The 16,315-nt window shown below is 44.6% G+C and carries 21 protein-coding genes; 19 read left to right on the top strand and 2 right to left on the bottom strand.

Translation table 11 applies throughout. The annotated features are described in order from the left end of the window. Positions 1-30 precede the first annotated feature (30 nt). The 5 genes from ACE5KN_RS28280 (at position 31) to ACE5KN_RS28260 (ending at position 3,961) form a co-directional block, all read left to right on the top strand. Entirely contained in the window at positions 31-1,110 is a 1,080-nt protein-coding gene (locus ACE5KN_RS28280; protein WP_375533223.1) for a tyrosine-type recombinase/integrase, read from the top strand. Positions 1,111-1,189: 79 nt separating this feature from the next. Then, positions 1,190-1,774, top strand: a complete 585-nt coding sequence (locus tag ACE5KN_RS28275) for a hypothetical protein (protein ID WP_375533222.1) — start codon at positions 1,190-1,192, stop codon at positions 1,772-1,774. Between the two features lie 466 nt (positions 1,775-2,240). After that, positions 2,241-2,777 (top strand): hypothetical protein, encoded by a 537-nt coding sequence (locus ACE5KN_RS28270; RefSeq protein ID WP_375533221.1) that lies wholly within the window; start codon positions 2,241-2,243, stop codon positions 2,775-2,777. Between the two features lie 45 nt (positions 2,778-2,822). Beyond that, the gene (locus ACE5KN_RS28265) at positions 2,823-3,236 is read left to right on the top strand and encodes a hypothetical protein (protein WP_375533220.1); all 414 of its coding nucleotides are present in this window, start codon (positions 2,823-2,825) and stop codon (positions 3,234-3,236) included. Beyond that, positions 3,236-3,961, top strand: a complete 726-nt coding sequence (locus ACE5KN_RS28260) for a restriction endonuclease (protein WP_375533219.1) — start codon at positions 3,236-3,238, stop codon at positions 3,959-3,961. Before ACE5KN_RS28265 ends, ACE5KN_RS28260 begins: the two co-directional genes overlap by 1 nt. Positions 3,962-4,038: 77 nt before the next feature. On the opposite strand, the gene ACE5KN_RS28255 is transcribed toward ACE5KN_RS28260, so the two are convergent. Together ACE5KN_RS28255 and ACE5KN_RS28250 are read right to left on the bottom strand one after the other, a co-directional pair. After that, positions 4,039-4,785 carry an adenylate/guanylate cyclase domain-containing protein gene (locus ACE5KN_RS28255; protein ID WP_375533218.1) on the bottom strand — a complete coding sequence of 249 codons (747 nt, stop codon included), beginning with the start codon at positions 4,783-4,785 and terminating at the stop codon, positions 4,039-4,041. Then, on the bottom strand, positions 4,782-5,357 hold the full coding sequence (locus ACE5KN_RS28250) for a Pycsar system effector family protein (RefSeq protein ID WP_375533217.1): 576 nt from the start codon (positions 5,355-5,357) through the stop codon (positions 4,782-4,784). The genes ACE5KN_RS28255 and ACE5KN_RS28250 overlap by 4 nt, the downstream gene beginning before the upstream one ends. 177 nt (positions 5,358-5,534) lie before the next feature. Between ACE5KN_RS28250 and ACE5KN_RS28245 the strand changes: the two genes are divergently transcribed. The 14 genes from ACE5KN_RS28245 to ACE5KN_RS28180 all read left to right on the top strand — a co-directional run bounded on the left by ACE5KN_RS28245 (position 5,535) and on the right by ACE5KN_RS28180 (position 16,046). Continuing rightward, positions 5,535-5,777, top strand: coding sequence for a hypothetical protein (locus ACE5KN_RS28245; protein ID WP_375533216.1), 243 nt, complete (start codon positions 5,535-5,537; stop codon positions 5,775-5,777). 34 nt (positions 5,778-5,811) lie between these two features. Then, entirely contained in the window at positions 5,812-6,867 is a 1,056-nt protein-coding gene (locus tag ACE5KN_RS28240) for a GGDEF domain-containing protein (RefSeq protein ID WP_375533306.1), read from the top strand. A gap of 33 nt (positions 6,868-6,900) precedes the next feature. Beyond that, positions 6,901-7,236: a hypothetical protein gene (locus ACE5KN_RS28235; protein WP_375533215.1), complete on the top strand. Its 336-nt coding sequence runs from the start codon at positions 6,901-6,903 to the stop codon at positions 7,234-7,236. 74 nt (positions 7,237-7,310) lie between these two features. Beyond that, positions 7,311-10,028, top strand: a complete 2,718-nt coding sequence (locus ACE5KN_RS28230; RefSeq protein WP_375533214.1) for a type IA DNA topoisomerase — start codon at positions 7,311-7,313, stop codon at positions 10,026-10,028. A gap of 602 nt (positions 10,029-10,630) precedes the next feature. After that, complete coding sequence (locus ACE5KN_RS28225) at positions 10,631-11,086, top strand: JAB domain-containing protein (RefSeq protein ID WP_375533213.1); 456 nt, start codon at positions 10,631-10,633, stop codon at positions 11,084-11,086. Positions 11,087-11,434: 348 nt separating this feature from the next. Continuing rightward, positions 11,435-11,632, top strand: coding sequence for an AbrB/MazE/SpoVT family DNA-binding domain-containing protein (locus ACE5KN_RS28220; RefSeq protein WP_375533212.1), 198 nt, complete (start codon positions 11,435-11,437; stop codon positions 11,630-11,632). Between the two features lie 548 nt (positions 11,633-12,180). Continuing rightward, the gene (locus tag ACE5KN_RS28215) at positions 12,181-12,363 is read left to right on the top strand and encodes a hypothetical protein (RefSeq protein ID WP_375533211.1); all 183 of its coding nucleotides are present in this window, start codon (positions 12,181-12,183) and stop codon (positions 12,361-12,363) included. Between the two features lie 61 nt (positions 12,364-12,424). Further along, positions 12,425-12,880, top strand: coding sequence for a DUF5983 family protein (locus ACE5KN_RS28210; RefSeq protein ID WP_375533210.1), 456 nt, complete (start codon positions 12,425-12,427; stop codon positions 12,878-12,880). A gap of 56 nt (positions 12,881-12,936) precedes the next feature. Continuing rightward, complete coding sequence (locus ACE5KN_RS28205) at positions 12,937-13,788, top strand: hypothetical protein (protein ID WP_375533209.1); 852 nt, start codon at positions 12,937-12,939, stop codon at positions 13,786-13,788. A 145-nt stretch (positions 13,789-13,933) separates the two neighbouring features. Next, the gene (locus ACE5KN_RS28200) at positions 13,934-14,227 is read left to right on the top strand and encodes a hypothetical protein (RefSeq protein ID WP_375533208.1); all 294 of its coding nucleotides are present in this window, start codon (positions 13,934-13,936) and stop codon (positions 14,225-14,227) included. Continuing rightward, positions 14,193-14,648 (top strand): hypothetical protein, encoded by a 456-nt coding sequence (locus tag ACE5KN_RS28195; RefSeq protein WP_375533207.1) that lies wholly within the window; start codon positions 14,193-14,195, stop codon positions 14,646-14,648. Before ACE5KN_RS28200 ends, ACE5KN_RS28195 begins: the two co-directional genes overlap by 35 nt. 15 nt (positions 14,649-14,663) lie before the next feature. Then, positions 14,664-14,990: a hypothetical protein gene (locus ACE5KN_RS28190; protein WP_375533206.1), complete on the top strand. Its 327-nt coding sequence runs from the start codon at positions 14,664-14,666 to the stop codon at positions 14,988-14,990. Positions 14,991-15,300: 310 nt separating this feature from the next. Beyond that, on the top strand, positions 15,301-15,534 hold the full coding sequence (locus ACE5KN_RS28185; protein WP_375533205.1) for a hypothetical protein: 234 nt from the start codon (positions 15,301-15,303) through the stop codon (positions 15,532-15,534). A gap of 23 nt (positions 15,535-15,557) precedes the next feature. Beyond that, on the top strand, positions 15,558-16,046 hold the full coding sequence (locus ACE5KN_RS28180; protein WP_375533204.1) for a hypothetical protein: 489 nt from the start codon (positions 15,558-15,560) through the stop codon (positions 16,044-16,046). Positions 16,047-16,315 lie beyond the last annotated feature (269 nt).

Below are 16,315 nucleotides of genomic sequence, written 5' to 3'. Positions count from 1 at the left end.
GATGACCCTTAGTGGAACGGAGGTTACATGATGGATAATACAGCAAAGAAATTCCGCGCCTACGAAGCTGCTGAAGATAGCATGATGCTATGGTTCGATAAGTATATGGAGGAAGAAATAATTGGGCAGCACAGTGACGTAAAGAAAGTGCGGCGGCAGCTGCTCCGTTTTATTCAGTTTTTTGAAGAGAGATATGGCCATGACAAAGTAACCGCTCTTGTGAAAAGGGATGTTGTCGCCTGGCTTGATCAATTATATTTACCCGAAGATGAAGGCGGTAGTGGGTATGCAGCATCTACTGTAAACAATCACCAAAGCACGCTTTCTGGATACATCACCTGGTTAAGAGGAAAGGTTCCATACTTAATCAATCACGATCCGATGAAGGGCATTCGGGAAATTATGCTTCCGGATCCGGAACCGCGAACACTCACTCCGCAGCAGATTTTGTCTCTCAAAAATATATGTGACCGTTTAGAGAGATTTCATCTAAAAGAGGATCGGAATAGGGTGGAAGAGCGGAGTAAATTAAAATCCTATGCCCGCCCGAAGAGAGACCGAGCCATGGTATATGTATTTCTTTCAACTGGCCTCCGGCGTGAGGAGCTGGTCAATATTGACATAGACCAAGTGGTACCAAATGATCCTGATCTTCTGCCTGCTGCCCGCGGAGCCAGGATTGTTAAGGTGCGCGGTAAAGGGAAAACTGAGGGGACGGTCTACCTATCTGCAGATGCTCGTAACGCTTTGGCCGATTACCTGAAGCATGAACGTCCACAGGACGAAACAAGAGAGACAAAAGCTTTGTTCTTGAGTGTTATCACGCAGCCGAAAAGGAAACCTGACGGACGAATACATCCAAGAAGAATAAACGGTATCCTTGAGGAAATTGGTAAATGGCATGATGCCGAGCAAAAAGATGAGAGTAGAAAAATTTCACCACTGCGGCCGCATGATTTGCGCCATACATTTCTGAATGAGTTGGCCAAAAAGCCAGATGTGAGTCAGGAAGATTTGGTCAGAGCAGCACGCCACCGAAATCCCCGATACCTTCCGCTTTACACTAAGCCGCCTGCGGAACGGAGTGCTAGTTTTATTGAGGATTTATGATTTAGTTCCAAATGTTCATTTATTCAACCGATATATAAAGTAAGAAAAGAAGTTCTTATAGTGGGGAGGTGAGGGAAAGTTGATAAATCAGTCTGTAGAGCGTGTAGATGGAGGGTTTCGTGTTATTCACGAGGACGGGACCGCTGTATTTGTTTCAGATAATGAGTTGCTCCCGGACAATGGGCTCGACTCAAGTAAGCCGAAGTTTAGTCTTCGCGATCTGAAAAGTAAAGTAGTCTCTTGGAAAAAAGATTCCATTGTACCAAAACCGATTAGAGCAATGTTGTTCTTAAAATCGGATGAGGACCGCCGCAATTATATAAAGAGTATGCCTCAATATTCAGTCAACGCCATGGTCACATGGTTCACCTATATCATCTTGAAAGGACAAATTTTGGAGAAGTGTGTTGAACTGGGCATAACAATACCTGCAGATGTAGCTTCTTTTATAAAGAATGTTGAGACAGAAGTGAAAAAAACAGGGTCAATGACCATACAGAAGGTATCCCAAGCTGTTGAAGGTGTGGTTGATTTTACTGTAGCGGTTGCGATGATAAGCTTTGGTGTCTTACTTATTTTGAACCCAGCTTTGTTACCGATTGTTCTGGCGGTTGGTGTTGCCGTAGATGTTGCATTGTTGTTTTCAAATAGTAAATCTAAATGAAAACTGAAAGTATCGAGAGGAGATCGGACTTTGGAACTTCACTCATTGTATATAATGGGTTATTTTGCGGCGCTACTCGCGAATTATGTTTTCACGCTGCTCGGGGATTTTGTCTTAGGTCCAGATAGTTTTAAGGAAGCATCTCAAGAGGGGATAGCCTCCAGTCTATATATTAGCTTTCCATTGCTAATAGCTTTTGCTTTAGGGTATGTATTCAATATTTCATTATGAATGTGGGGAGGCTGTGAAAGATTGAAGTGGTTATTTTTACTATTCGGGGAAATGGAAATTAATAATCCGGAGAAGGAGAGGGTACACCATGTTGACATGTGAATCTTGTGGTCGTGGTTACGAAACAAGCATGTTGCATAAGTCGTCTCGTTTTTGCAATCAATGCTCGTTGGGTCGGTGCCCAAAATGTGAAACTGTAATGCCGCTTTCGAAGGAGAAGCAAGAATGCAAGTTTATGGGCCATGATGAAGTTTGTTTGAATTGTGGATTCTGCAAAGATTGTGAAAAATATCGAAATGAGGTTAATGGTTATGAGGCCATGATTCGTGATCCGGATTACTTTTTCGAGCCTTGGGATGGATGGGATACTCCGGAGAGTCATGTTCCTAGAAGACCAGTGGAACGGTATAAGGTCTTTCCGTCTGGAAGTCATAAGATTGTGCGGATCAGCGAACCAGAAATTGAAACCCTCCACAATGACAAAAACGGAAAATACAATGTGATCAATATTAAGATTGTGATTCGGTCAGACGTTAGGACCCCGATAGGCGTCGAGCATAGCCTTGTCGGTACAGATTCGTTTGAGGTTCCTTTTTCATGGGTGTACTTGCCTGAAGAGAAGAGGATTCGTCCTGGGTGGCTTGATCCGTATTTTAATGAGTTTTGGAAGCATTTAGAGAAGTGCTACACAAAAAAGGCTTTGGATGAATTACTTGAAGACTTACTTCAAAATCATGTTCAGCCAGTTTTAAATGATCTGCCAGCTCGATGATCCAAGAATCTTTATATGATGAGTTAGCTGAAGGAGAATAAGTATATGGCAACTGACCACAAAGCTATGTTAGAGAAATTAGGAATTTATTTGGACAAGCCAGTAACGATTTGCGGATCTCGCTTCTTAGAAGATAGCACCAAGGATTTAAAAATCATCATTCAGGGCGAAAGTGAAGAGTTTGGCAGCAATGATTTGAAGTTACGTGCGGCGCTCAATCTTATAGAATCTTTTGACTTCAAGTTTCAAGAGGAAGATGATCCCTACATTCGAGATAAGACTTACATAACCCTCATTGATCTGATAGGAGCCATGATAAAATCTTACTGGCTTGATCCCTCGATGAAACAGAAAATGAATATTGAAGTAGTAAAGGATTTTATCGAATTTTTCATTAATGAAAAAATGCATGAAAGCCGGGATTTCAAAGGCCTGCTGGATCAGGAGGATGAACTCTAATGGCCAGAAGAAAAAGTAAGGCTAAACAACAGGAGGAATTCCTACATGCGTTATTTGGATTATTTGGATTTGGGGGCTTCTTTGGAACCTATTTTCTCACGAAGTCCTTCAATGCTTCTATTATTGTCGCCGTGATCCTGATCGCCATTGTAATTGTCATCATGATCGTGAGGCAGCAAAAACATATCGAACGTCTAAAAAAGTCGGGGATCGCAGATATCGATAAAATGGACGGAAGGCAATTCGAGCTTTATCTTGGCTACTTATTCAAATCACAGGGATATTCAGTCAAAGTGACTCGTGCAGCCGGTGACTATGGCGCCGATTTGGTGCTTGAGAAGGCCGGAACGAAGATCGTCGTTCAAGCTAAACGTTACAGCAAGAGAGTCGGAATTGAAGCCGTTCAACAGGTTCACAGCTCGCAGAACTACTACGGAGCATCAGAAGCTTGGGTATTATCCAATCGCGATTACACTGAAGCTGCACATAATTTGGCCAAGTCAAATGGCGTTCGGTTAATTGGCCGCGAAGAGCTAATTGAGATGATTTTAAAAATGAACCCCGGTTCTGTTCCGAAACCGAAACAGGTTATTCAGGCAAATCCTTCGCAAACTCAGACGTGCAACCGCTGTGGAAGCCCAATGGTTCTAAGAAAAGGACCAAAAGGGGAGTTTTACGGATGTAGTTCGTTTCCTAAGTGTAGGAACATAAAGGCTATTTCGTGATACAAGTGTAGGGAAGGTTGACTCATAAAAGAACCAGAAGAGCTTTGCTCTACTGGTTCTAAATTAAAGGTTAACTGTTAATCTTCCATCCCACTAGTAATCCAGTCGTTGAAATCACCCATTACAACATCCCCATGGTAATAGGTGCCGTAAGTTGAATCCTCTTTCTTTGTCCAGAAGTTCTTTTGTTTATCATTTGCCTCATCTTTGTAGTTGTGATAAAAAAGGCTGGACATAACAATAGGTCCGATTCCATCTTTATTACCTAAATCGGAAAGTTTGGATGCCCTCGCAACGGAGTCCCCGATCCATACTAAATTGTTTATCCCCGACGATTTACGTCCTGCTTTGACTGCTAATGTCTCATTGGTTGCCATACCTATGCCAGCTTTAATTTTTGTGAGGTTTCGAGCTTCAAGTAGTTTATTCAACATTTTCATGTAAGTGTTGATATAAACAGCCCGTAAATTGATGTCATAAATATCGGACTTCAATGGAGTAGAGTAAACAGCATATACGCAATCACCACGGATGCCGATTTCTTTAAGTTCCGTATCATCCGTGTCTTTTTTCAATATTTCAATAATTTCAGAAGTAAACCCTCGAATCACTTTAGAAATTTCGATATCGTCCTGATTTGTAAACAGTGAAGTGGAATCACGCAAATCAACGAAGATCGCTCCTGCCCAAGCTTTGTAGCCGTTAGTGTAGGTGAAATCAGCATCCCTTGGGAATTTTTCTACCTCGTTGACAGCATCGGTATTATCCAAAATTTCTTCCACTTTCTTTTTTCTCTCTTTATAATCGTATCCGCTAAAATTCATGAGAATCCCCCTGCTTTAGTTAAAATTACACCGATTATAAATAAAACCATCAAAGCTGATATGCCGATCGATCCGTATATTATGCCTTTTTTATAATAGTCATACTTAACAGTACATATTTTTGCATTAATATATATCTGTGATAGGATATCGTTTACATCATCCGTTTCATTACGGGACCTCAGCTTTTCTGCAAATTCCCTGTAATTATTTTTAGATATGCTTTCGAAATAATACAGTGAGTCAGTCTGCATGCCTGCTAACACTTCTACATTTTTGCTAAGTCTTGGAGTAAGGACCCTTACTAAACAGTAAGTCCCGATCATAAGTAGAGCCATGGCAATAACCAAAAAAATCAGGTAAAGAATATTGGAGAAATTCAGTTTGCCAAGTGCTCCATTTAAAATATCCTTCAACATATTAAAGGAGTGCTCAGAAGTAAATATAGTAAGAAAAAGTCCAATGCCGGCGATAACAATAGATGTTTTAGTGTCGCAGCTCTTTATCCAATCTAATAAGCGATCCAGACGAGCTAACAAATCATTTTTGTCTATAATATTACCCGTTTCCATATTTTGTCCTCACATTAGATATTATTGTATTGGTATTATATAACATGGTAACTTCAATAAACAGACAGCTATGAAAATTTTCTGATGGTGTGATATCTTGGTTCTACATTTTTAGACAAACAAAGTAATACATGGAGTTGGCGTAAATACTCCAAACGAAATAAGGGGGATAATCCGATGAATATTAAGAGAGAGCTGCTGCAGGCTGCAGAAAACGATGAGTATGTAACTATTCGTGAGAGTGATGGTTCCCGCCATTTCGGCAAAGTGAGAATGACGGATATCGATTCTCTTGTCAAAATCATTTCGGATTCAGCGACAGTGTATGTCCAGACTAAGGTCATCACTCATGTTTCCAGGGTGATTCCTTTCAAATCCAAGGGGCAAGCCGATGCATCTGCAGATCTGCTCTCAGAATAATAGATTTAGCAAAGGATGAGTTCAATTGGGGATTATGTCGGCTGTTGAAACGATCATTGCTGTTCTTCTGATCCAAGCGCTCGTTATGTACCGGCGATGGGGGCACATGGTTTACCTACAGCTTGCCGGTTCATACGCAGCTGCCTTCGTTGTGCAGCTGGTTATCGGGCTTCTGCAGGCAAATCACCTGGGGAGTCCAGCCGTTCTCTTAGGGGTATCAGCAGGAGCCTTTTTATGGGTTCAGATGTCCATTTACCGCTACTATCACACCAAGAAGGGAATACCGACCAAAGAGTATTTGGCGCCGGCTATAATCGCCCTGGTCCTTCCGGTCATATTTTCTTTCGTGAATGGATCTCTTGGCATCATTCTGACTACTCTTTTCATTCTGGCTCACGCGGTGTACTGCTTTTATTATGTCTATCCAGCCATGAAAAACAGAATCGTATATGCCGCATCAATGTTTCTCTTTGCTGGTTATGCCATAGCAGCTGCCATCGAAAGCTTTATGCTGCAGCAGACCAATATCGCTTCAATCCTTATGCTGGCTGCCTACGTGTTTGTTTTTCTCCTTCAATTCAACCGGTTATTGGATGTCCTCCAAGGGGTTACTCATCATTCGATGCATGATGATTTAACCGGTCTGTTCAATCAGAAATCATTTATGAAAAAGGCGGTCGATGCAGCCGAATCCGGCCAGATCAAAGCAGTAGTAAGGATTAATATCGGTGGTTCCGAAGAGGAAAATGCTTTACGGCAAGTGGCTGAATACATCCAGAATGAATGCCACGGTAAGGGATTTGCCGGCAGATATGAGCGGGAGGAGATCGCTGCGGTGTTCACACAAGTTCATGGAGATCCTTTTTTATTAGCCGAACGGACATACCGTGCGTTGGAGAAAGATACGGCCGTTACGGTCAGCATGGGTTACGCCAGGTATGAAGCAGGACTGAGCGCAGAAGAAATGCTCGATCGCGCTGGCAAGGCGCTAAATGTGGCCAAGAGTACCGGAGGAAATCAAGTTGTGAAGTTCGTGGATATTCCGGAAGTTGTTGAAGAGACGGAAATGAGTGTGCCGTCACAAGAATGATTCACAATATAGACTCTAAGGAGCGATGTACCTTTGCGTAATGATGGTCTGTTTAATCAATACGTATTAATCTATGCGATATTTTCCTTCGCAGTAATGAAACAATTCGGCTATCTCGACAATCAATCATACGAAGGCTGGATCACTATCAGTATATTGGCCGTAATAGGTGTTCTTTTAATGAAACCATTTGAATCCTTAGCGAAAAAGATGAGACAGATGAGCAGAACTATCAGAAATATTGTTTTTCTTGAGAATATAGCGATTTTATTTATCGTCTTTCAATATGGGCACAATCTAATAATTGCCTTAGTGGGATTGATCTTAGTAGTCGTTACTATTGTCATAGGATCGAGAATAGCAGGTTAGTTCCAGGGATTATCAACAACAGAATACGAATCCCCTATATGCAGTCACGAAGAATAGGAAAGTGAGGATATGATATGAATGTTATTTTGGCAGAAAAGCCATCGATGGGCGGGGATATTGCTTCCGCCCTGGGCATTGCGAAACGTGAGAAGGGTTACATTACCCTGCAGTCGGGTGACGTGGTTACCTGGGCGATTGGCCATATTATTCAGCAAAAAACACCTGATACATATCCGGGTTACAAGGAATGGAATTTAGAGAATCTACCCTTTGTACCCGATCCGATTCTCATGGAGGAGGATCCGGATAAGAAAGACCAGCTCCGGGTGATTGCCGGTCTCCTGAAGCGAGCAGATTGTTGCATTATCGCTACAGATCCCGGGCGTGAAGGTGAGCATATTGCTCGGACCATTTTGGAGCATGTGGGATTCCGTGGGGAGCTCAAACGTCTTTGGATTGATGACTTAACCCCGGAAACCATTAAAGAGGGCTTCCGGAAGCTGAGAACCGCGTCCGATTTTGATAATCTGGCGGCCGCCGCCAAGGTTCGCGCAGCTGCCGACTTCTGGATGGGGATCACAGCCACCAGGTTCTTCACTGTGTTGGCCAGAGAAGTGCTCCAGGAAGATACCCGGCTTTCCGCAGGCAGGGTGCAGACACCGACGCTCCGGATTGTGTATGACCGGGAGCGGGATATTGAGAATTTTGTTCCCACGCCGTTTTTCACCTTGTATGCGGATTTTAGCACTGGCCAGGAGAGTTACCGGGGGCAGTGGTTTAAAGAGGAGCCAGGCGAAGGGAAAGTCTACCGCTTCGACACGGAGCAGGAAGCCAAAGCAATGTTGGCCAAGATCGACGGCCAAACCGCCGAAGTGGTGAGTTATCGATCCAAAGAGGTTCGTCGGCAGGCGCCGCTCCTGTTTGATAAGGTTGCCCTTCAGTCAGCCGCCAGAAAGCTGCTTGGCTTCGATATTCATAAGACGACCAAGCTCCTGCAGGCCGTTTATGATAAAAAATATTGCTCCTACCCGAGGGGCAGCAGCCAGCATTTGTCCGAGAATGCGGCGGATCAGCTGGCCGACAATCTGAGTAAACTCCGGAAGACGAGTCAGTACAAGGAGCTCTTTCCGGAAACGATCGAGAGTCTGAAGGGGAACAAGCGGTTTGTAAATAATGCGAAAGCGGCAGAGCACCATGCCATTATTCCAACCGGAAGAGATCCACAGCAATTCAAGGAGGATGAAAAGAACCGGCTTTCTCCGGATGAGGAAAAAATATATAAGTTAATCCTTCAGCATACGCTGGCTGCTTTCCATCCAGAAGGGATTGACCAGGAAACGGAGGTCATCACCCGTTCTGGCGGGGAATTGTTTGCTTCAAAAGGAGTATTTACGCTAAAACGCGGATGGAGAGATATCGCGGCCGTAAAGGATGATGAGGATGCGGATCCGGACGAGCTGAGCAGCAAGCAGCGGATTCCGGATCTGAAGGATGGCCAGGCTGTTCAGCTGCAGCAGAGCGGGCTGCACACTGGACAAACCAGCAAGCCTAAACGGCTGACGGATACCGATCTTCTCAATTTGATGAAGTATGCCGGACGGCTGCTGAAGGAAGATGACCTGGAGGATGAGATCCTGCAGCAGATTAAGGAGAAAGGGATCGGCACGCCGGCCACGCGGGATGAGATCATCAGCAAGCTGACCAAGGATGAGTATATCCGGATTGAAAAAAGTGCGGTGTACCTGACGGACAAGGGTCGCCATTTTATGGAGCTGGTCTATGATCATCCGCTATCCTCCATTGAGCTCACCGGTGAGTTTGAGCAAAAGCTGGAGCAAGTAGCAGCTGGCAGCCTGCAGGCGGAAGTGGTCCAGGAGGAATTCAAAGCATTTACGTATGCCATTCTCGAAATGAAGGAGAAGCTTCAGGATCAGATGCAGCGTAAGCTGCAGGGGAAACCGCTGTTCGATAATCGGGTGGCTCTAGGGAATTGTCCAATTTGCGGGAAGGCCGTGATTGAAGGGAAGAAAGGATACGGCTGCAGCGGATGGAAAGAGGGATGCACATTTACGATCTGGAAGTCGTTCCGGAAAACCACCATCCGAGCAAAGCAGGCCAGTGATTTGCTCGCCGGCAAGGAAATACTTCTGAAGGATATCCCTGCTGCCAAGGAAGGGAAGACCTATGAATTATTGGTGAAGCTGGACGGTGCGGACCTGTCTACGAGTTTCCCTACCATAGAAGATAAAAGTATCGGGAGCTGCCCCCTCTGTAAAAAGCCGGTCATACCTGGTGCAAACAGCTATGGCTGCATCGGCTGGAAGGAAGGCTGTCAGTTTAGGTTACCAAAGGAATTCCGTAAGCAGAAGCTTCCGGAGCGCGCGGTGAAAACGCTGCTTGCCGGGAATGAAGTGTTGTTAAAAGACGTCCCGAAGAGTAGCGGGGAGGGCGTGTATTCAATCTATATCTTCCTGCGTGATGGAAAGCTGGACAGTAGATTCCCGGAAGCTGACGATCTGAGTCTAGGGAAGTGCCCGCGCTGCCAGAAGCCCATCGTAGAAACCCAGTGGAATTATAGCTGCAGCAATCGAAAAGAGGGTTGTAGTTTTAAGCTTCAAAAGGAGTTCCTGGGCGTGAAAGTTACAGCAGCACAGATCAAAAAGCTCTTGAAGCGTGGCCATACGGATGAGCTGGTTGGATTTAAGGGTGGAAAGAACGGATCTTTTAATACTGCGTTAGGCTATGATATGGAAGCGAATAGATTCTCATTTGTAAAAGTTGCGAAGAAATAAGAGATTATTGAACGCAGGAACGAATACCATCGACTATTTTTGAGTAGACTGTTATCAACCGTCATTGGTGATAACTGCTGCTGCTCGGGAAAGAGACTCTTAACTATTAAGGGTCTCTTTTTCATGAACAGATCCGGCAGCCATGGAAACAATCCGATCCCGGATTGCCTTGAACCTGGCGGAATGAAGGCGCCGGTCGCATGAGAAACGTCACTGGCTACTGGCAAAGCCGCTTTGTGATCCGGAAAATGGATGCCTTCCGAAGGATCGGAAGCCTCGATCCTATGTGGTCCTGCCACCTTCAGCACTTTATACTTTACCTCAGCAATACGGCTCCCGCTTCCACAAAAATCAAACCCTATGTTTTTAGGCCGCCGCCTGACCCCGGCTTACCAGAGCGTGGCTGTGGCGTCAAGGGCTTCGCAAGTAAGGGGCTGTAAGACGGACAAGCCGCCTAACAGCCCCTAACCCTTGACACCCCAGATCGACCACAGCACTGCACTCCGCTTTCGCGGGCGCAGCCCTACGGCCGATACACCACGCTCTGGTGCGCATGTGTCAGGCGGCGGCCAATACATCTAGCAGCGGGGGGACACAAGTATATGAAAGAAGTATCCATTTACAAGGTGCAATTGATGAAGGCGGGTACAGTACCCATTGAAAACAAAGTTGTCAGTAGTGCAGAAGATGCACAAAATGTTTGCAGGAGCTTTCTGCTGCACGAGTATGGCGGGCTTTTTCCAGACAGGGAGGTGTTTGGAGCGGTATGGCTTAATACCAAAAACGAGCCAGTCGGGCTGGAAATCGTATCAGTAGGTTCCTTGAATGCCGGTATCGTACACCCAAGGGAAACATTTAAGAGTGGAATTCTACATAATGCTGCATCGCTTATCGTTTTTCATAATCATCCAAGCGGTAATACGACACCATCGAACGAAGACGTGCAGGTCACTAAAAGGCTGGTGGAAGCAGGAAATATCCTTGGGATTGATCTCCTAGACCATATCATTTTGGGTGAATACGGATATACAAGTCTGAAGGGACTGGGGCTGTTCTAGCCCCGATCCGTCATACAGCGCAGGGCGGTGCGGCCTACCACCGCCGCACCCGCACGAAGCCGGGTCCGGACCTTGCCCGGCCCCAACTTCGTGCGGGTGAGAGTGAGGCGGGGCACTATCGCTTCGCTTCGCGCCCCGCCTCACTCCCATTTTACTTGCTCACGCAGCGACGGACGGGCCGTGATAGGAAGATAATACATGACAGTTATATACCGTGAGGTGTGGGGTGCCGCCCAGAGGGGATAACAGGCTGGTAATCGGAGAGAATATGATTTATAATAAATTTATGAATTTTATTATAATTATGAAATTTAATAAATATTGAAAAGCAAAAGGAAGGTGTTTTTCATGGATCTTCGCCAGGTTACATCGAATGGTGCCGTATCTATTCCGAAGAAAATTAGAGAAGAACTGAACTTAAAAGCCGGAGATAAAGTTGCCTTTATCAAGCTTGATACCGGGCAATACATTATCGAAAATCCAGATAATTTTAAGTCTATTATGATGATAGATCATAAACCAGGATATTCGGCTGAGAGGCAATAGGGCAGCCTGGAAAAATAATTCCTTGATCTCAGCGTCCTTCTGCATCTGCACAAGCTAAAAAAGGCATCTTCAGTTATTCGAAGATGCCTTTTTTAGCAGTAGGCTGAGCAGATATTGATCTACATTGTGCTGCGTGGTGAACAATACGCAATGGCCGTATTTGATTTTATATAGAAAAAAGAGCAGGCACGCCTGCTCCTTTTTCCTTATTTCGCCCTTAGCGGGATATCGTAAAGCTCCAAAAAAGAAATTTCATGTTGCGCCCAAATGGGAATTCGTTGTATTCATTATAACATATTAGACCTGAATGAGTGATGATTATGCAGCCATGAAACCCCACCACCCACGAAAAGCCCAAGCGAGCAGCGGAAGACCGCGCTGTTCCATTGGGCTTTTTGCGCTTTTAAGGAAACAATCCGGTTCGGATTGTCTGAATGGGGCGCACTGGGGGTACCCGGTGGCATGGAAAGGGAAGAAGCTGCCGGCTACGCCGGCTTGTGATCAGAGAAATGGATGCCTTCCGATAAATCAGAAGCCCCGGCCCTGGTGTGGACCATGCCACCCTCGACAAGCGTACCATATCCGTCTCTCCGGGCAAGGATTTGCCGCTGCGGCCGTTCCTCCTTGCCCGGAGAGTTCGACTACTCCGGCAGCGCCATGGCCGCTTTGCGGAGCCTCCAGTCGAACTAACCGGCGGTGATTATTCAGGGAAGCCTATTTCGATATGGTAAGCATGTTCCAGGTGGCAAGCCTATACGGGCCGCCGATTATAACTGAGTGGAGGTTCTTTATATGATGAAGCATGCTTCCGGATTGACGGTAACGCTCTGGGGTCAGGATAAAGTGAAGGGGCATGATGCAGATAGACAGCCGTTTGTGGTCAGTGCGAGAACGGATGAAAGGCTTGATCGCTTTTTTTACTGGAGGGGCGAACGGATGTATGCAAAAGAGTTCCTTACGGTTAATACATCAGCCAGAGTCGTAAAAATGCTGGATTTAAGCATGGGTCATGTACAGTCAAGCACGGTTGATTTTCTGATGCTCCAGATGTTGCTGGATAACCCTTCTGTCGTGGTTTATGAAAAGGCGGAGTACGGATTCATCTTACCTGTTATCGGAGAAATCAGTGAAAGCATGCCGGACGACCTGTCTTTAATTTATGCTCTTGCCGAAGAGCAGGGCTGTGATTGGATTATGCTAGACCGGGATGGGAATATATCCGATGCTCTCCCTTTTTATGAATGGTAGATCGTTTGGCAGTCCACTGGGATTCCGGGTTATAAGAATGAGAGGAGAGCGATGATATGCAAATGGCATTTGATATATTTGGAGATTCCCTGTACGAGGTAAAAGCGCCGGATAGAAACACGCAACCCACTGATATGACGCTTTCTGCTTTTTTGGCCAGCCCCTATTGGAGGGCTGTGCCAGATCCTAAAGCAAGGCCGGAACATAAGGGAATGTACGTGATGATCCAACCAAACGGCGAACCATGGCAGGGTGGATGGATCGGGAAGTTTAAAAATGAGGAAACGGCCAAGCGTAGTTTCCATAGGGACCGGATTTTTTACGCCATTTTATGGGGCAAGCAGGATATCGATGATATGATTTTAAAGGATTATGCTGACCTCAAAAGGGCACAGGATGCAGTTCATGAAATGATGAAGCAGATCCATGTGGGTGATCCTTATGTTCGAGTCCGCATGGCCGACGAAGAAAAGTTCTTTCACCTTTTAGACTTTCCTCTGTACAGCCGGGTTGAGGCGCGGGGCTTTGTCAAAGATCACGGTCTTGAGTGTAGAAGTTTCTTCCCATCAAAGAGTGACACTATATTTGGACCGGTTGAAATATCTGCGATTGCCCTGAGCCGTTTTCTCAGTGACTATTTGCCGGAAGGGCATAGGCCGCATCTTTTGATTCCGGAATACTACGAGCTTACAAGATCCCCTGGCAAATATGTTCAATTTCGTGTGCCGGTTGAATTCGATTTACAAGGAGAGGCAATAGGGTATCAGCTATACGAGGGGATCAGTGTCTATCCGCTTGGCGGCACGGTGCCAAGAATTGAATATACGGTGGATGGAGATACGAAACACTGGTGGTTGTATCCTTCTCAATTAACAGCCATCATCGAAAATCGGGCAGGGAGGGCGTAGCCCTCTTTTTCTTATGGAGAACAGAATATGAAGTGAAATAAAAGTAACCTAAAATAACTTGTTTTAAGTAACTTAAAATGTCATAATAAAAGTAACCTAAAATAAAAGGTGACCAATTATGGTAGATTACCACGTAAATCTAATCATGGCTTTAATTGAAGAAGAGCTTGATTTTAGACCAGAAAAATATCTTGGATACTTTAAAAGATCGCATTATTTTGCATTTAAAGGTAATGTTTTTCGGGTGCGGTTGAAGTTTGGTCATTGCTTTGTTCAAGAAAGAGTTCACTTGGAGGCTGACTCTCTAACCACAGACAAATGGAACACAGTGCAATATTTTGATCCATCATACATTGAGTTTCAAGAAGAAACTGAACAGCTGAAGATACAAGGGGTTGAAACGGATGATGAAGTGTATGAGCTGCGGCGGCACGAATGACGTAACCGATTTTATATCAGGAAAGGAAAAGATCATCCTATGTGTCGATTGCAGGTATAAGCTTGCTACGGGCAAGTTGACCGTTAAGCAGATTGGGAGGCCATCTATTGGTGTAACGAAAAAGGTATCTCTCACGCTGCCAGAAGAGGTTTGGGAACAGTTTGACAAAGAAGCCAATGGTAACCGTTCGGAGTATCTCCGAAATTTGATCGACAAGGACATATGGTCGCAAGATAAGTACAGGCTGCTGCCGGGAGATTGGAGTAATGACGCCTGTCTTGGATATGCCATTTCCGCTGCAAGGCAACTTAGATATAGTAGGAATGAGATAGACGATCTTGTTCGAGCGATCAAAGGCCAATTCGATGAGTTGACCATCGACGAAGCTATTAAGGCTTATGAGCGTTTGCCATATAAATGAGGGGGCGTCAAGGAAATGAATATTCATGATGTGCAATGGTTTGCAGGTCAAATTGAGAATATTTCTAAAAGTATGATTGAAATGCTCAAAGAAAGAATAGAGATCGGCGCGGACCCTGTGAGTGATCATCATATGCAGGCTTACTTAAAACAAATCGCCAAGCTCACAGAAGAAACATTGGATAAATACTATAAGCCGCATTCAACCGCCCCCAACTCCGGTATGACAAAAGCAGAGCTGGACGATTTGATTAGCTTGGCATTAAGTCTTGGACCAGCAGGGCGGGAGCTGTCTGAGAGCTGGGTTAAGGAGAAACAGCAGCGGTTCCATGAATCTGAATAGACCGTTTGATTCCTAAAGTAGATCGAATATAGGGCAGGAACTACGACGGAGATCGCGGCTGTCTGCACTACGAAAAATTAGTAACGAAGAGAACGAAAGAACCAAAGTAATTCAAAGTCACTCGGTCAGTTATGACCCTTCTTTAAAACTAAAACTCTGCAATTATGGAGGAGAGAGGTGACATTCATTATATGAAATATGAATTATTAGAGGAATACGGTAAATACAAACTATGGGGTGAAATTCCAAAAAAAATCCAGGGCTTTTTTATACTCCTTTATGGAAAATATCCGGTGAACGTCATCGTAATATGGGTTTATATTATTCTTATGATTCGGCAAAAGAAGCCTTTGAAAAAATAAAAAAAAGAGACGCCCTGAAAATATTTAGTCCTGGCCAACTAAGTGCAATCGAAATAGCCTTAGATAAACGAATAAAAGAATTGGAAAAAAGGTTGAAGAACGCGGCTGAAGCGGGTGAACCGATTGAAGAAATTAAGCTTCTGCTCCAGGATGCCGAAGAGGCTTTAGAGATTGTGAAATAAACAATTTCTTGGAGGGGCACTAAATGGCCAAAATACAAAAATGTCGGTTTTTAAAAAGCACTTCTTCGAATTATCCTCGGTTGTACTGCGACCATTTCCATAGTGCAGAGGTTGGGATGGATTTTACGACACGAGATAAACTGAAGAGCTGGAAGGCTCTTTACTGTCAGAATGAGAATCATACGGAATGTCCGTTTTACGCGGAAAACATAGGATATGATCCGGAATTTGATGATGTTTGGATTGCGATCATTGCCATGTCTGGACAGGATTACTGGGTCCGGGTTCCCTACAGAGATGACGTCAATTTAGCCATTGGGGGAATCATGGCTACGATACTGCCACTGCCCTCTGATCAACTGAAGAGTGATCGCTATACGAAGAACGTTCAGGTGAAAATAATTCATTCATCTTATCCGGATTTCCCGGATGTATTGGATGAACTACAATTTTCCGGAAAAAGGCTGGAAGACTTCTCTTCGAATAATCCTATACCTGAGTGGAAGAAATGACGATAATATTTGATTAGAATAGGTAGCCAGCGTAGCCGGATTCTAATACTTGCCATCAACAGGACAGAAGCATGACGCTTTGATCAATTTAGTATTAAGTCTTGGACCAGCTGGACGGGGATTGTTGAGAGCTGGACTAAGGAAAAACTGCTACGATTTCATGATTCTGAATAGGCGGCCATCGGCGCAATCTGCACATTTAATCTATAGAAGAGGAGTGTACAAGTATGAGAATGGAAGAATTTATAAAGCAAAGTATGGATAATTTT

This window comes from Paenibacillus terreus (assembly GCF_042138595.1).
In the GTDB taxonomy this organism is placed as follows: domain Bacteria; phylum Bacillota; class Bacilli; order Paenibacillales; family Paenibacillaceae; genus Paenibacillus; species Paenibacillus terreus.
Note: the sequence above shows the minus strand (reverse complement) of the source record. Positions and strands in the feature narration are given on the sequence as shown.

What these genes read in the sequence shown, in the direction of transcription:
- ACE5KN_RS28280 (WP_375533223.1), top strand. Translation starts at nt 31, where the DNA reads ATGGATAATACAGCAAAGAAATTCCGCGCCTACGAAGCTGCTGAAGAT.
- ACE5KN_RS28270 (WP_375533221.1), top strand. Translation starts at nt 2,241, where the DNA reads ATGGGCCATGATGAAGTTTGTTTGAATTGTGGATTCTGCAAAGATTGT.
- ACE5KN_RS28265 (WP_375533220.1), top strand. Translation starts at nt 2,823, where the DNA reads ATGGCAACTGACCACAAAGCTATGTTAGAGAAATTAGGAATTTATTTG.
- ACE5KN_RS28260 (WP_375533219.1), top strand. Translation starts at nt 3,236, where the DNA reads ATGGCCAGAAGAAAAAGTAAGGCTAAACAACAGGAGGAATTCCTACAT.
- ACE5KN_RS28255 (WP_375533218.1), bottom strand. Translation starts at nt 4,785, where the DNA reads ATGAATTTTAGCGGATACGATTATAAAGAGAGAAAAAAGAAAGTGGAA.
- ACE5KN_RS28250 (WP_375533217.1), bottom strand. Translation starts at nt 5,357, where the DNA reads ATGGAAACGGGTAATATTATAGACAAAAATGATTTGTTAGCTCGTCTG.
- ACE5KN_RS28245 (WP_375533216.1), top strand. Translation starts at nt 5,535, where the DNA reads ATGAATATTAAGAGAGAGCTGCTGCAGGCTGCAGAAAACGATGAGTAT.
- ACE5KN_RS28240 (WP_375533306.1), top strand. Translation starts at nt 5,812, where the DNA reads ATGTCGGCTGTTGAAACGATCATTGCTGTTCTTCTGATCCAAGCGCTC.
- ACE5KN_RS28230 (WP_375533214.1), top strand. Translation starts at nt 7,311, where the DNA reads ATGAATGTTATTTTGGCAGAAAAGCCATCGATGGGCGGGGATATTGCT.
- ACE5KN_RS28225 (WP_375533213.1), top strand. Translation starts at nt 10,631, where the DNA reads ATGAAAGAAGTATCCATTTACAAGGTGCAATTGATGAAGGCGGGTACA.
- ACE5KN_RS28220 (WP_375533212.1), top strand. Translation starts at nt 11,435, where the DNA reads ATGGATCTTCGCCAGGTTACATCGAATGGTGCCGTATCTATTCCGAAG.
- ACE5KN_RS28210 (WP_375533210.1), top strand. Translation starts at nt 12,425, where the DNA reads ATGATGAAGCATGCTTCCGGATTGACGGTAACGCTCTGGGGTCAGGAT.
- ACE5KN_RS28205 (WP_375533209.1), top strand. Translation starts at nt 12,937, where the DNA reads ATGCAAATGGCATTTGATATATTTGGAGATTCCCTGTACGAGGTAAAA.
- ACE5KN_RS28200 (WP_375533208.1), top strand. Translation starts at nt 13,934, where the DNA reads ATGGCTTTAATTGAAGAAGAGCTTGATTTTAGACCAGAAAAATATCTT.
- ACE5KN_RS28195 (WP_375533207.1), top strand. Translation starts at nt 14,193, where the DNA reads ATGATGAAGTGTATGAGCTGCGGCGGCACGAATGACGTAACCGATTTT.
- ACE5KN_RS28190 (WP_375533206.1), top strand. Translation starts at nt 14,664, where the DNA reads ATGAATATTCATGATGTGCAATGGTTTGCAGGTCAAATTGAGAATATT.
- ACE5KN_RS28185 (WP_375533205.1), top strand. Translation starts at nt 15,301, where the DNA reads ATGGGTTTATATTATTCTTATGATTCGGCAAAAGAAGCCTTTGAAAAA.
- ACE5KN_RS28180 (WP_375533204.1), top strand. Translation starts at nt 15,558, where the DNA reads ATGGCCAAAATACAAAAATGTCGGTTTTTAAAAAGCACTTCTTCGAAT.